Below are 13,971 nucleotides of genomic sequence, written 5' to 3'. Positions count from 1 at the left end.
CTATATCTACACTCCATAATTCTTCGGCTGCGTATTTTTTTTATATTATACTGTCGGCCTTGGTGAGCTCCTTAATCTGGTTCGGGTGGGGGTGCGGGTGCCGTGGGGTACCACGCCAGGGCACCGGCCGAACGCCTTGACCTTCAGAGCAAACATCCGACGGAACCGCTGGCGGCGCACGTTGACGGCTCCCTGACGCCGTTGTGCGCGCTCTTGACGGATCTCATACGCCGGTACGGCGCACCGCGGTGGAACCGGGGGCAGGAGCGGCCCCCGGAGTGCTCCCGGAGCGGTTAAACCGCTGGTCCGGGCCTTGTGGCCACCACCATCCGGCAGCGCGGGCTGCCGTCGTCCCTGCGGCCGAACTCGGGCAGGGCGTGCAGCTCGACCGTGAAACCGGCGCGGGCCAGTTCCCGCCGCACGTCGCCCAGCCGGAACTCGCGGTAGTACATGACGAACGGCGGACGCCACACCGCGTTGCGCACCTTCATGACCGCGTCGAAGCCGAGCATGGCCCAGTAGCCGGGCGACGCGGGCGGGGCCGGGGCGACGATCGGGAAGGCGAACCGGCCGCCGGGCCTGAGCACCGAGTGGACCTGCTCGAACAGGCCGGGCAGTTCGCGGGGCAGGAAGTGTCCGAACGCCCCGAAGCTCACGACCAGGTCGAAGGCCGGGCCGAACGGCAGGGCGAGGGCGTCGCCGCGCACCCAGCCGGCGGGCGGTCCGCCGGGCCGCTCACGCCGTCGCGCCTCGGCGAGCATGCCCGCGCTGATGTCGATGCCGGTGACGCTGTCCCGGCACACCGTGCCCAGCACGTCCATGCCCGCGCCGGTGCCGCAGCACAGGTCGAGCCCGCGCCCGAACGGCCCCATGTCCGTCAGGGCCCGCGCGACGGACCGCAGGAACGAGTCCGGCGTACGGAACGGGGTGTGGTCGAACTTCGGTGCGAGGAGGTCGTAGCCGTGCTCGACGGACGACAGCGCCTGCACGGCGAGTTCGCGGAATGTGGGGCCCTGAGGGGTGAACATCGTCGATCAGCTTAGGGCTTCCCGCGGGTTCCCCGAGGACTTCCGTGGCTTCCCGGGGCTTCCCGTCCGGGCTCTGGCCACGGCGCGGCCTTTCGGACACTGCCGGGCACTGTCACCCTCGACATCGAGGACGTTCCGCCCAGGGAAAGGCTGTACCTGCCCCATGAGCTCCTTCCGCCCCGCACCCGCATGGCTGGCCGACGCGGTCTTCTACCAGATCTACCCGCAGTCGTTCGCGGACTCGAACGGCGACGGGATCGGCGACTTCGACGGCATCTGCGAGCGGCTGGACCATCTGGCCTGGCTCGGGGTGAACACCGTCTGGCTGAACCCGTGTTTCGCCTCGCCGTTCGGGGACGCCGGGTACGACGTCTCCGACTATCTGAACGTGGCCCCGCGCTACGGCTCCAACGACGACCTCGCCGAGCTCGTCGACCGGGCGCGCGGCCACGGAATCCGCGTACTCCTCGATCTGGTCGCGGGGCACACCTCCGACCGGCACCCGTGGTTCACGGCGTCGGCGGACGATCCCGGCGACCATCGCTACATCTGGACGGCCGAGGGCCGCCCGGACGGTTTCGTGGACTCGCCCGGCAGCCGTCCGGGCGCGTATCTGCCGAACTTCTTCGCCTTCCAGCCCGCCCTCAACTTCGGTTACGCGCGCATGAGTCCGGCCGAACCGTGGCGTCAGCCGGTGGACGCGGAGGGTCCGCGCGCCAACCGGGAGGCGCTGCGCACGATCATGGACCACTGGCTGGGCCTCGGTCTGTCGGGATTCCGCGTCGACATGGCGGCCTCGCTCGTCAAGGACGACCCGGGCAAGGCGGAGACGAGCAAGGTCTGGACGGAGTTGCGTCACTGGCTGGACCGTACGCACCCGGACGCGGTGATCCTCTCGGAGTGGGGCGAGCCGGAGGTGTCCGTCCCGGCGGGGTTCCACACGGACTTCTTCCTCCAGTTCGGCGGTCCCACGGACGGCCTGGCGCTGCGCTCGCTGTGGAGCAACGGCTCCGGGACCGTCAACCTCGACTGGGATCCGCTCGACTGCTTCTTCGACCCGAGCGGCAAGGGCTCACCGCGGCCCTTCGTCGAGGCCTGGCAGCAGGCGTCGACGGCCCTCGGCGACAGCGGCTTCATCTCGCTGCCGACCGCCAACCACGACTTCTCGCGTCTCAACTGCGGGCCGCGCTCGGCCGAACAGCTCCCGGTCGCCTTCGTCTTCCAGCTCACCTGGCCCACCCTGCCCGCCATCTACTACGGCGACGAGATCGGTATGCGGTACATCCCGGACCTCCCCGACACGGAGGGCAGTGTGCTCGGGCCCGCCTACAATCGCGCGGGTTCCCGTACGCCGATGCAGTGGGACGACGGCCCGAACGCCGGTTTCTCCACGTCCGCGCACCCGTATCTCCCGGTCGACCCCGATCCCGGCCGCCCCACTGTGGCCGCCCAGCGCGCCGACGACACGTCCCTCCTCCACCTCGTACGCCGTCTCATCACCCTGCGCACGTCCACGCCCGAACTCGGCCCGGACGGCTCGGTGGAGGTGGTGCACGCGGGCCACCCCTTCGTGCACGTACGCGGCGGACGGTATCTGGTGGTCGTCAACCCCCGCCAGGAGCCGACGAGTTGCCCGCTCGGGGACCTCCGTCCCGGCCGGGCCCTCGAAGCGTCCGGAGTCGTCGCGGACGGTGGCACGGTCACCGCGGAGGCGTTCGGCTACGGAATCTTCGAGCTGACCCCGTAGCCGCTCGGCCCGGCAGCCTCTCATCCCATCAGCCGCAGGCCCGCGAGCCAGACGGCCGGGCCGTCGATCTCGCCGGGGCCGCCCTTGCCGAGGTCTGCGGCCCGCTTCGGCGTGGGTCGCGCGGCCCCCGGACGGCGCGTCGACAGGAGAGCGAGCAGGCGGCCGGTACGCCAGGTGGGAACGGTGGTGGTCATCGGATCCTCCAGGTCGGTGGGGTACCTACACCCCACCGACGAACGGCCCCCGGCCGGATCGACACCTACCGGCCCGATCGGCACTCCGCGAGCCGCTTTCGCAGGAAGCGCCGCTCGGCGTCGTTCTCCACCAGTTCCAGCGCCTGCCCGTACGCCTCGGCGGCCTCCTCCAGGCGGCCCGTGCGCCGCAGGAGGTCCGCCCGGGTGGCGGGCAGCAGGTGGTAGCCCGCCAGTTCGCCGGCCTCCTCCAGGTCCGCGACGAGGACCAGCCCTGCTTCGGGGCTCTCGGCCATGCCGACGGCCACCGCGCGGTTGAGGCGCACCACGGCCGAGGGGACCCGGCGTTCCAGCTCGGCGTACAGACCGGCGATGTCCGCCCAGTCCGTGTCCTGTGCCGTGGCCGCGGTGGTGTGGCAGGCCGCGACGGCCGCCTGGATCTGGTACGGGCCCGGCCGCCCCCGGCGCAGCGCGGTCTCCAGCAGGGCGGCGCCCTCGTCGATCTCCGCCCGGTCCCATGCCGTGCGGTCCTGGTCCTCCAGAGTGACCAGTTCCCCGGCCGCGTCCACGCGGGTGCCGCGCCGGGCGTCGTGCAGCAGCAGGAGCGCGAGCAGGCCGAGCACCTCGGGCTCGTCGGGCATGAGGCGGGCCAGCACCCGGGCCAGCCTGATGGCCTCCGCGCAGAGGTCCGTACGGATCAGGTCCGCGCCGGAGGAGGCCGCGTACCCCTCGTTGAACAGCAGGTACAGCACGCCCAGCACCCCCGTCGTGCGTTCGGGGAGCAGATGCGCGGGCGGCACCCGGTACGGGATGCCGGCGTTGCGGATCTTCCGCTTGGCCCGCACGAGGCGTTGCGCCATCGTCGCCTCGGGAACGAGGAAGGCGCGGGCGATCTCGGGTGTGGTGAGCCCCGCGAGGGTGCGCAGGGTGAGGGCGACCCTGGCCTCGACGGGCAGCGCGGGATGGCAGCAGGTGAAGACCAGCCGCAGCCGGTCGTCCGTCACCCCGCTGTCGTCGTCGGAGTCCGGGTCCTGCGGGCCGCCGGGTCCCCCGTCCCGTGCCAGCATCGCGACCTCCCGCAGTTTCGCCGCCCCCACCGCCCTGCGGCGCGTCACGTCCATGGCCCGGTTGCGCGCGGTCGTGGTCAGCCAGGCGCCGGGGCGGCGCGGCACCCCGTCGCGCCGCCACCGGTCGAGAGCCTGGGTGAAGGCGTCCTGTGCGCACTCCTCGGCGAGGTCCCAGTCGCCGGTCACCCGGATCAGGGTGGCGACGACCTGGCCCCATTCCTCCCGGAAGGCGGCGGCGACGGCCTCCTCGACGCCGTCCGCCGCCGCGCCCTTCTCCACCTCCTCGGCGCCGTTCATTCCCAGATCGGTCGCACCTCGACCGATCCACCGCCCAGCGCGGCCGGATGGCGGGAGGCGAGCGCGATGGCCTCGTCGAGGTCGGCGACCTCGATGATGTCGAAGCCCGCGATGTACTCCTTGGACTCCGCGAACGGTCCGTCGCTGAGCAGTACCTCGTCGCCCCGGACGCGGACGGTGGTGGCGTCGGCGGCCGGCCGCAGCCGCGCGCCGCCCTTCACCATGCCGCCGGCGCGCACATGGTCGATGTACGAGGTGAAACGGGGGTCGTCGGCGATCTCCTCGGGGCTCAGCTCCTCACCGTCGACGGGTGTGCAGATGAACATCACGTACTTCATGGTTCCTCCCGGTGGTGACGCATGGTGGCGATCCCGGTGTGCAGGGGTCCTCGCACCCCACCGACGAACGGGCCCGGTCCGGATCGACACACCCTTCATGATTGCTCCGGCCCTCCATGATTGCTCCGGCAGGCCGGCGTCACACCCGTACGGGGAGTGTCTGGACGCTGTTGCCCACGAAACTGGCGCTGCGGGCGAGGTCCGCCTCGGGCACGGCGAGGCCGAGGCCGGGGAAGCGCGTGAACAGGCGTTCCAGGGCGATGGCGGACTCCATCCGGGCCAGTGGGGCGCCCAGGCAGTAGTGGGCGCCGTGGCCGAGGGACAGATGCCGGGCGGCGCCGGGCCCGGCGGGCCTGGTGACGTCGAAGAGGTCGGCGTCGGGGCCGTGCGCGGCCCGGTCTCGGCCCGCGGCCGAGTAGCCGGCGAGGACGGGTGTGCCTCCGGGTATGACGGTGCCGTCGACGGTCAGGTCGCCGACGGGGTAGCGGAAGGGGAAGTAGCTGACCGGCGCGTCCCAGCGCAGCGTCTCCTCGACGACGTCGGCCCAGCCCGCCTCGCCCCGCACGACCCGTGCCAGCTGGTCACGGTGGCCGCACAGGGCGCGTACGGCGTTGGTGATCAGGTTCAGTGTGGTCTCGTGCCCGGCGATGATCATGAGGACCAGGGTGCCGAGGAGTTCCTCGTGGGTGAGCCGGTCGCCGCCCTCGTCACGCGCGGCGATCAGCGCGCTGGTGAGGTCGTCGCCCGGCCGTTCGGTCCTGGCCTCGACGACCGCGCCGAGGACGGCCATCAGTTCCCGGTTGGCGGCCAGCGCGCGCTCGGGCCCGATGTCGGTGGCGACGACCTGGCTGGAGAGGTGGTGGAGCCGCTCGCGGAACTCGGCGTCCACGCCCAGCAGTTCACCGATGACGCCCATCGGGAGCGGCATCGCGAAGTGCGCGCGCAGATCGGCGACTCCCCCGCCGTCGCGGGCCGCACGCTCCAGATCGTCGAGCAGTTCCTCGGTCAACTCCGCGACGCGCGGGCGCAGTTCCTCGACCCGGCGAACGGTGAACGCCTTGCTGACCAGGGACCGCAGCCGCCGGTGGTCGTCGCCGTCCGCGGTCGTCATGCCCCGTACCGTCGCGAAGGTGGCAAGGGGCCATCCGGGGGCGATGCGGCCCTCCCGCAGCGCGGTGAAGTGCCCCGCGTTCTTGGCGACTTGGGGGTGAGCCAGGAACTCCTTCAGCGCCTCGTGCCCCAGCACCGCCACGCCGTCCACCCCGCCGGGCAGGACGACCGACGCCACGGCTCCGCGTGCGAGAAGGCGCGCGTTGTCGGCGTGCGGACAGCCGCCGGCCGGGTCGAGGCGGTGCGGCTCCCCGGACGCACGGGACGTACCGGATGTACCTGACGGGTCGTTCGACGGTTCGGCTGCCGTGCTGTCCAACGCGATCTCCTGACTGCGGTCGACGGCAGTCGGAGGCCGTCACAGGAAGGGGGTGCCCGGGTCGACGCCCGAGAGTACGCGGCCGTAGATCTCCAGGTTGGTGGCGGGGTTGACGAAGGAGTGCAGCGTCAGGGCGTTGATGTCACGGGCGATGCGCTGCAGCGGCACGGACCGCTGGAGGGAGGAGGCGCCGGCGGCCGAGGCGAGCAGCTCGACGGCCTCCTTGCAGAGCCGGGTGAGATAGCCGCACTCGGCACGGATCCTGGACCGCTCCAGCGGGGTGTACGCGTCGCCGTCGCGCGCCTTGGTCTCGATCTCGGCGATCAGCCGGGCAGCCACCAGTTCGGCGGCGGAGATCCTCATCCGCGCCTCGGCGAAGGTGAGATGGGTGACGGTGGCCTCGTCCTGCCGCTCGTGGAAGGTGTACGTGATGCCGCGCCGGTGGATGCGCTCGTCGAACTCCGTCAGCGCCGCCCGGCCCAGGCCCAGTGCGGCCGCCGCCGTCCAGGCGCAGAAGAGCAGCAGCACGGGCATGCGGTAGAAGGGATCGTCCGCGTTGGTCTTCGACGGGGTCCGTCCGGCCAGCATCGGGCCGACCGGGAGCACCCGGTGCGCGGGGACGGGAATGTTCCGGGCCACCACCGTGTTGCTGCCAGTACCGGCGAGACCTGTGGTGTCCCAGTCGTCGAGGATCTCCAGCTCGGACATCGGCACCGCGACCCACAGCACCTCCGGCGGCCCTTCCCGGGGCCGTCCGTCGGCGGGGACGACCGCGGCCGTCAGCAGATGCCAGTCCGCGTGATGGCAGCCGGTCGCGAAGCCCGAGGCACCGTCCACCCGATAGCCCCCGTCGTACGGCACCGCCGTGGCGCCGGGGACGAGCGTGCCGCCGATCCTGACGTCGGGTCCGGCCGGTCCGGTGAAGAAGTCGTCCTGCGCCTCGTCGGGAAAGAGCGCCGCGATGTACGAGACTCCGGCCTGACTGAGTGTCACCCATGCCGTGGAGGCGCATTCGAGGGCGATCTCGGCGAAGACGTCGACCTGGGTGTGCAGCGGGGTCCGGTAACCGCCGTACCGCGCGGGGACGTTCATCCGGTGCACCCCGGTACCGCTCAGCGCGGCGACGACCTCGTCCGGCACCCGCCGGTCGCGCTCGGCCCGCAGCGCGTTCTGTCTGATCAGCGGCCGTAGTTCCCGTATGCGAGCGACGATCCCGGCATCGGCCATGCCGACCACCGTGGCGCGTGGCACCACCTGTGTCAACGCCCCGGGATCCGGCCGCTTCCGGCGCCACCGGACGAGAGGGTGCTACAGTGCAATCAGCACTTGTGTACGCCTGCTTCCAGGCGCCGGTGCAGATTTCCTCTTCTCCCGCTGGTCCGCCCGTCGATTCCGACCGGCGCACAGCATCTTCTTCGCAGCACCTCTCTCCGCAGAGCTCTTTCCGTACCGCGTCCGTCAGCGGTACGCGGTTCGAGAAGTGACGCGTTCCGCCGTGCAGGGCGTGAGATCACCGCTCCTGCTCCGGCCTCTCCCCCAACCGCACGACCCATCCGAGAACGTCAACCATCCGTCCGCGAAAGGACATCCATCATGACCACCACACTAGAACGCCCGCCCACTCCCGTCACCGACCAAGAGCAGGCCACCGGCGTACTCGACCTCACCTCGAACGGGCAGGGCCACCTGCGCGCCGAGAACCTGCTCCCCGGCGCGGCCGACCTTCAGGTCTCCGCCTCGCTGATCCGCCGGTACGGCCTGCGCAAGGGCGACAGCATCGAAGGACTGCGCGGCCGGCAGCGCGCCCTCACCGAGATCCAGCGGATCAACGGCCGTCCCGCCGACGAGGCACGCGGCCGTCCGCACTTCCGTGATCTGACCCCGCTGCACCCGCGCGAGCGGCTGCGCCTCGAACACCCCGCGGGCGGACTCACCACCCGCCTCGTCGATCTGGTCGCGCCGATCGGCAAGGGCCAGCGCGGCCTGATCGTCGCCCCGCCCAAGACCGGCAAGACCGTACTGCTCCAGCAGCTGGCCGCCGCCGTGGCCGGCAACCACCCCGAGGCCCATCTGATGGTGGTGCTCCTCGACGAGCGCCCCGAGGAGGTGACCGACATGCGCCGGTCCGTCCGCGGCGAGGTGTTCGCCTCGACCTTCGACCAGAGCCCCAAGCAGCACATCGCGCTGGCCGAACTGGCCGTCGAGCGTGCCAAGCGGCTCGTCGAGGCGGGCCAGGACGTCGTGATCCTGCTCGACTCGCTCACCCGGCTGTGCCGGGCCCACAACAACGCGGCCTCCGCGGGCGGCCGCACCCTCAGCGGCGGTGTCGACGCGGGCTCGCTCCAGGGGCCCAAGCGGCTCTTCGGCGCCGCGCGGCTCGCCGAGGAGGGCGGCTCGCTCACCATCATCGCCACGGCCCTCGTGGACACCGGCTCCCGTGCCGACGACTACTACTTCGAGGAGCTCAAGAGCACCGGCAACATGGAGCTCCGGCTGGACCGCACCCTCGCGTCCCGGCGCGTCTTCCCCGCCGTCGACATCACCCCGTCCGGCACCCGCCGCGAGGAACTGCTCATCCCCGCAGGCGAGTTGGCGGCCGTACGAGGCCTGCGGCGCGCCCTGCACTCCCGCGGTGACGGCCAGGCCGGCCTGGAGACCCTGCTGGACCGGATGCGGCAGACCCCGGACAACGCGACCTTCCTCAGGCAGGTCCAGCAGACGGTGCCGGGTAGCCAGTAGGCGGCCGGGAACACCTGCCGCGCATCGGCGTCCGCTGCGGCATCCGGGTGTTCGACAGCCCCGTTCGGCCGAGGCAGTTCGCCTTGCGACCTGCGCGTTCCTACGTTTGCGATATGACCATCGGACTCCCTGCCCGCACGGCCGTCTCCTGCTCCGCCCTCTGCGTCGTCGGGGCGCTCGCCCTCGTGCCGGCACCGGTCGCGGCCCTCGGCGGGGCGCACACGGCCGTCGCCCCTCGCGCCGGGACGGGCAGCGCACACACCGGGCCCACTCCGAACACCGCCAGTCCCCCGCCCGTGCCCGCCTCGTCGTCCTCGCCTCCCTCGCCGCCTCCGACGCTGGACCGTCCCGGGACACAGGTCCGGCTGCGGGCGGGAGCGCCCGGCGTACCGCAGGAGATGTCCGCGCGGTCCTGGCTGGTGGCCGACGCCGACACCGGCGACGTACTCGCGGCACACAACGCGCACCTCGCCCTGCCGCCCGCCAGCACGCTGAAGACCCTCTTCGCGGTGACCGTGCTCCCGGTGCTGCCCTCCGCGGTCCGGCACACCGTCACCGAGGCCGACCTGGCGGACATCGGCCCCGGCAGCAGCCTGGTCGGAGTCCGCGCGGGGCACACCTACCGGGCGTCCGACCTGTGGCGGGGCGTCTTCCTCAACTCCGGCAACGACGCCGTCCACGTACTCGCCGAGATGAACGGCGGCTGGCGCGCCACCGCCGCCCAGATGCAGGCCAAGGCCCGCTCCCTGGGCGCCCGTGACACCCGGGTCGTCTCACCCGACGGCTACGACATGCCCGGCCAGGTGTCGTCCGCGTACGACCTGGCCGTCTTCGGGCGCGCGGGGCTCCGCAACACGGACTTCGTCCGCTACTGCGCCACCGTCCGCGCGAAGTTCCCCGGTGACGGCTGGGCGTACGAGATCGAGAACACCAACCGGCTGCTCTCCGGCGCCGACGGGGTCGCGCCCTATCCGGGGCTCATCGGCATCAAGAACGGGTCCACCACCCAGGCGGGCAGCACGCTCGTCGCCGCCGCGCGCCGGGGCGGGCACACCCTCGTCGTCACCGTGATGAACCCTCAGGAGGGCGGCAGGTTCGCCGTGTACGAGGAGGCGCGCTCCTTGCTCGACTGGGGTTTCGGGGTTACCGGCCGGGTCGATCCGGTCGGGTCGCTCCTGCCCCGTCCCGTGTCGCGGGCCACCGCGGGTCCGGCGGCCGGGGCACGGTCCGGTCCCGGTCCGGCCGCCGTCCCACCGGCCGGTCCCTCGGCGGCGGACACGGCCGCCGACGACTCCGACGGTCCGGGAGGCGGGCTGGCGACGGCGGGGACGCTCGTGGGCGCCGCCGTGTTCGGCGCGGGTGCCGTGGCACTGGCCCTGCGCCTCCACGGCCGACGCTCCGCCGCCCGGCGCTGACCGACGGGCAGCCCGAGCAGCAGCCCCAGGGTGATCCACACGTACGCGTTGCTGCCGACGAAGCCGCCGATGCCCGACGCGTCGTCGAACCACAGCCACACGACGCTGCTGCACAGCAGGGCGTACAGGGCCGCGGCGAGCCACAGCAACTGTGCGCGCCGCCGGCGCAGGCCCGCCTCGGCGAGGATCACCAGCGAGGGCAGCAGCCAGACGAGGTGGTGCACCCAGGTGATGGGGCTGACCAGACAGGCGGCGAGCCCGGTGAGGGCGAAGGCGCCGAGGACGTCCCCGCCGGCGAGGGCCCGGCGCGCCCGCCACATCCACACCCCGAGGACGGCGAGCGCCAGCAGCGCCCAGATGCCACGGCTCGGCTCGGCGGGGTCGGCGAGACGGGCCAGTACGCCTTGCAGCGACTGGTTGGAGACATAGGCGAGGCGGCCGATACGGGACGTGTCCCAGACCGCGTCGGTCCAGTAGAAGCGGGAGGCTTCCGGTGCGGCCAGGGCCGCGAACACGGTGGCGGCCGTCGCGACCCCCGTGGCGGTGGCCGCCGCGCGCGGGCGCCGGGCGAGCAGCAGCAGGACGATGAAGATCGCGGGCGTGAGTTTGACCGCCGCGGCGAGACCGATCCCGACGCCCGCCCAGCGGCTCCGCCCGTGCGCGATCAGCCGGGCGTCGGCGAGGACGAGGGCCAGCAGCAGGAGGTTGACCTGGCCGAAGCTGAAGGTGTCGCGGACCGGTTCGAGCAGGGCGAGCAGGCAGAGACCCACGGCGAGCCCGAACAGGCCGTACCGGCGCAGCCGGCGTCCGGTCAGCACGTACAGGGTGTGCAGGACGAAGGCCGTCGCGGCGAGGTTGAGCAGCAGACCGACGGCGATCGCGGTGTGCAGTCCGAGCAGCGCCATCGGCAGCATGCTGACCGCCGCGAACGGCGGATAGGTGAAGCCGTACGTCGTCCCTGGCACCCGGTAGTCGTAGAGGTGCCCGCCGTGGTGGACCCAGGTGTCGACGGCTCCGTGGTAGACACGCAGATCGAACCAGTCCCGCAGCAGGGGCACGGTCGCGGTGAAGACGGTCACGGCGGTGGTCAGGGCGAGGACGAACAGCAGCCGCCCCCGGTCGGTGCGCGGCAGCCTCATGCCGTCCGCCCCAGGACGGGGGCGTTCGACGTCTGGTGCGCCTGCCAGAGGACGACCAGCGCGAGCATCCCGCCCGACACCGCGAGCGCCAGCTGCTCGCTGTCGGGCGGTCCGCCGCTCGGCAGGACGGCGAGGGCGAGTGCTCCGGTCACGGCGGCCACCCGGTGGCGTACGGACGCGCTGGGCGCCGCGGCGGCGATCAGGAACAGGCCCCACAGCGCGTACCAGGGCCGGATGGCCGGGCCGAGCACGGCCACCGTCGCCAGACTGAGGCCCAGCGCGTAGACGGGACTCACGCGGGGGCGGCGCAGCCAGATGCCGGCGATCACGACGGCGGTGAGTACGAGGCCCAGGGCGTGCCAGGCGGGCAGCGCGTACGGGGCGAGATCGCTGCCGAGACCCCGCAGGATGTCGCCGGTGGCGCGGCCGAGGAGGCTGGTGGGCGACCAGTTGTGCGGGGACACGGGCGTCTTCAGCGCGGCGATCCAGCCGTATCCCGTACCGGCCGCGGCGGTCGCGGCGACGGTGGTGGCGAGGGCGGCGGCCGTGGTCGTGGCGACGGACCGCGTCATGCCCCGCCCGGCGCGCATCTGGAGCGCCACGACGGCCACGAGCCCCAGGACGGCCGGGGCCTTGACCAGCGCGGCCAGGGTGACGAGGACGGCGCCGAGGACGGGCCAGCGGCCGAGGGCCGCCACCAGTCCCGCGCCGAGGAGGCCGAGCATGATGGCGTCGTTGTGCGCTCCGGCCACCAGGTGCAGCAGCACGAGCGGGTTGAGCGCACCGAGCCACAGCGCGGCGGCGGGGTCGGCGCCGCTGTGCCGGGCGAGCTTCGGCAGTGCGGCGGCCATCAGGGCCACGCCGAGCAGCGCGACGACCCGCATGCCGAACAGCCCGGCGGGCACCTCGCCCCGCGTGAGCCCGGACAGCGCGGAGGCCACGGCGAGGAAGACGGGCCCGTACGGCGTCGCGGTCCGTCGCCACACGGGCGCCACCTCGTCCGCGAGGGGCCCGCCCAGGATCGCGGGGCCGTGCGTGTAGACGTCGAGGTGCGCGTCGACCATCGCGCCCTGGGCCAGATAGCTGTAGACGTCCCGGCTGAACAGGGGCGGAGCGAGCAGCAGGGGGATCGCCCACACGGCGAGGACGACCAGCAGCGCACGCGGGGTCGGCGGTTCGGGTCCTCGGACCACCCGCCCCAGCAGCGCCCAGGCGGCGATGAGCAGCACGACTCCGAAGTACACGCCGACCAGGCCGAGTGCCGCCCGTCCGGACGCGAGCGACGGCAGTTCCCGTACGGGCAGGGCGCCGGCCGTCTCGCCTCCCGCCGCGAGGACGACCGAGCCCGCGAGCCCGAGCAGCTGACAGCGACGCAGATCGACGGTGAAACCCTTGGCCAACACTCGGTAAGCGTGTCAATGCGGGATGGCCGGAAAGCGACGCGTCCGCCTCGGAGCGGCAGCCGCAGCATGACCGCCGTCTTACCGACCCGGACGGCCGTCCGGACAGCTGGTCCGGGTGGCCGGTCAGAACACCGACAGGCCGGTGATGGTGGTGAAGCGGTCCAGTGCGGCGACTCCCGCGACCGAGTTGCCGTGTCCGTCCAGGCCGGGGCTCCAGACGCAGACCGTGCAGCGGCCGGGGACGACGGCGATGACCCCGCCGCCGACGCCGCTCTTGCCGGGCAGGCCCACGCGGTAGGCGAACTCGCCCGCCGCGTCGTACGTGCCGCAGGTGAGCATGACCGCGTTGACCTCCTTGGCCTGGCTCATCGACAGGAGGCGGGTGCCGTCGGCGCGGATGCCGTGGCGGGCGAGGAAGCCGGTGGCCAGGGCGAGGTCGGCGCAGGACGCCTCGACGGAGCACTGCCGGAAGTACTCGTCGAGCAGGACCGGCACCGGGTTGCCGATGTTCCCGTACGCCGCCATGAAGTGGCCCAGCGCGGCGTTGCGGTCGCCGTGGGCGGACTCGGAGGCGGCGACCTCCTCGTTGATGGCGAGGTGTTCGTTGCCGCTCTCCGCGCGCAGGAAGTCGAGGAGGGTGCCCGCGGCGTCGCCGGTCTGGGTGTGCAGGCGGTCGGTGACGACGAGGGCGCCCGCGTTGATGAAGGGGTTGCGGGGGATGCCGTTCTCGTACTCCAGCTGGACCAGCGAGTTGAAGGGGTTGCCGGAGGGTTCGCGGCCGACGTGTTCCCAGAGTTCGTCGGCCTCGTGGGCCAGGTCCAGGGCGAGGGTGAAGACCTTGGTGATGGACTGGGTCGAGAAGGGCTGGCGCCAGTCGCCGACTCCGTACACCGTGCCGTCCAGCTCGGCGACGGCCATGCCGAAGCTGCGGGGGTCGCAGGCGGCGAGGGCCGGGATGTAGTCGGCGGGCCGGCCGCGGCCGGGGGTCTGCGCGATCTCGGCGGCGATGCGGTCCAGGACGGGCTGGAAGGTCAGAGGCGAGCTCATGATCACATTCTGCCGCCGGGGCACTCCGTGCGCTGCGGTGCGGGTCGGTGAGGGTCAGTGGGGGTCACCCGCGCCGTTCCCCGCGCCCCTGAAAAGCAAAAGACTGCGCAGTTCCCCGCGCCCCCAGGTAC

Annotated in this window: 11 protein-coding genes and 1 pseudogene; 3 read left to right on the top strand and 9 right to left on the bottom strand. The window is 72.5% G+C overall.

Annotation, left to right across the window (positions count from 1 at the left end):
• Window positions 1-293 precede the first annotated feature (293 nt).
• Window positions 294-1,028 carry a class I SAM-dependent methyltransferase gene (locus ACFVH5_RS40860; RefSeq protein ID WP_385838748.1) on the bottom strand — a complete coding sequence of 245 codons (735 nt, stop codon included), beginning with the start codon at window positions 1,026-1,028 and terminating at the stop codon, window positions 294-296.
• Between the two features lie 163 nt (window positions 1,029-1,191).
• On the opposite strand from ACFVH5_RS40860, the gene ACFVH5_RS40855 reads away from it, so the two are divergent.
• Complete coding sequence (locus ACFVH5_RS40855) at window positions 1,192-2,775, top strand: alpha-amylase family glycosyl hydrolase (protein ID WP_385838747.1); 1,584 nt, start codon at window positions 1,192-1,194, stop codon at window positions 2,773-2,775.
• Window positions 2,776-2,795: 20 nt separating this feature from the next.
• Here the strand turns inward: ACFVH5_RS40855 and ACFVH5_RS40850 are convergent, their stop codons facing one another.
• From ACFVH5_RS40850 to ACFVH5_RS40830, 5 genes are all read right to left on the bottom strand, one after another.
• Window positions 2,796-2,969, bottom strand: a complete 174-nt coding sequence (locus ACFVH5_RS40850; RefSeq protein ID WP_385838746.1) for a hypothetical protein — start codon at window positions 2,967-2,969, stop codon at window positions 2,796-2,798.
• 65 nt (window positions 2,970-3,034) lie between these two features.
• Complete coding sequence (locus ACFVH5_RS40845) at window positions 3,035-4,330, bottom strand: RNA polymerase sigma factor (RefSeq protein WP_385838745.1); 1,296 nt, start codon at window positions 4,328-4,330, stop codon at window positions 3,035-3,037.
• On the bottom strand, window positions 4,327-4,668 hold the full coding sequence (locus ACFVH5_RS40840) for a YciI family protein (RefSeq protein WP_385838744.1): 342 nt from the start codon (window positions 4,666-4,668) through the stop codon (window positions 4,327-4,329). The genes ACFVH5_RS40845 and ACFVH5_RS40840 overlap by 4 nt, the downstream gene beginning before the upstream one ends.
• Before the next feature lie 139 nt (window positions 4,669-4,807).
• Window positions 4,808-6,097, bottom strand: coding sequence for a cytochrome P450 (locus tag ACFVH5_RS40835; protein ID WP_385838743.1), 1,290 nt, complete (start codon window positions 6,095-6,097; stop codon window positions 4,808-4,810).
• 39 nt (window positions 6,098-6,136) lie between these two features.
• The gene (locus ACFVH5_RS40830) at window positions 6,137-7,324 is read right to left on the bottom strand and encodes a flavin-dependent monooxygenase (protein ID WP_385838742.1); all 1,188 of its coding nucleotides are present in this window, start codon (window positions 7,322-7,324) and stop codon (window positions 6,137-6,139) included.
• Window positions 7,325-7,690: 366 nt separating this feature from the next.
• Here ACFVH5_RS40830 and rho point away from each other — a divergent pair, with 366 nt between their 5' ends.
• Both rho and ACFVH5_RS40820 read left to right on the top strand, forming a co-directional pair.
• Window positions 7,691-8,836 carry a transcription termination factor Rho gene (rho, locus tag ACFVH5_RS40825; protein WP_385838741.1) on the top strand — a complete coding sequence of 382 codons (1,146 nt, stop codon included), beginning with the start codon at window positions 7,691-7,693 and terminating at the stop codon, window positions 8,834-8,836.
• 113 nt (window positions 8,837-8,949) lie between these two features.
• Window positions 8,950-9,855: pseudogene (locus tag ACFVH5_RS40820) on the top strand (D-alanyl-D-alanine carboxypeptidase family protein); the annotation flags it as partial.
• A 59-nt stretch (window positions 9,856-9,914) separates the two neighbouring features.
• Here the strand turns inward: ACFVH5_RS40820 and ACFVH5_RS40815 are convergent.
• From ACFVH5_RS40815 to ACFVH5_RS40805, 3 genes are all read right to left on the bottom strand, one after another.
• Window positions 9,915-11,390 (bottom strand): glycosyltransferase 87 family protein, encoded by a 1,476-nt coding sequence (locus ACFVH5_RS40815; RefSeq protein ID WP_385838740.1) that lies wholly within the window; start codon window positions 11,388-11,390, stop codon window positions 9,915-9,917.
• Window positions 11,387-12,793, bottom strand: a complete 1,407-nt coding sequence (mptB, locus tag ACFVH5_RS40810; RefSeq protein WP_385838739.1) for a polyprenol phosphomannose-dependent alpha 1,6 mannosyltransferase MptB — start codon at window positions 12,791-12,793, stop codon at window positions 11,387-11,389. The genes ACFVH5_RS40815 and mptB overlap by 4 nt, the downstream gene beginning before the upstream one ends.
• A gap of 123 nt (window positions 12,794-12,916) precedes the next feature.
• Entirely contained in the window at window positions 12,917-13,840 is a 924-nt protein-coding gene (locus ACFVH5_RS40805) for a glutaminase (RefSeq protein WP_385838737.1), read from the bottom strand.
• Between the last annotated feature and the right edge of the window lie 131 nt (window positions 13,841-13,971).

This window comes from Streptomyces sp. NPDC127119 (assembly GCF_042677425.1).
GTDB lineage: Bacteria > Actinomycetota > Actinomycetes > Streptomycetales > Streptomycetaceae > Streptomyces.
Note: the sequence above shows the minus strand (reverse complement) of the source record. Positions and strands in the feature narration are given on the sequence as shown.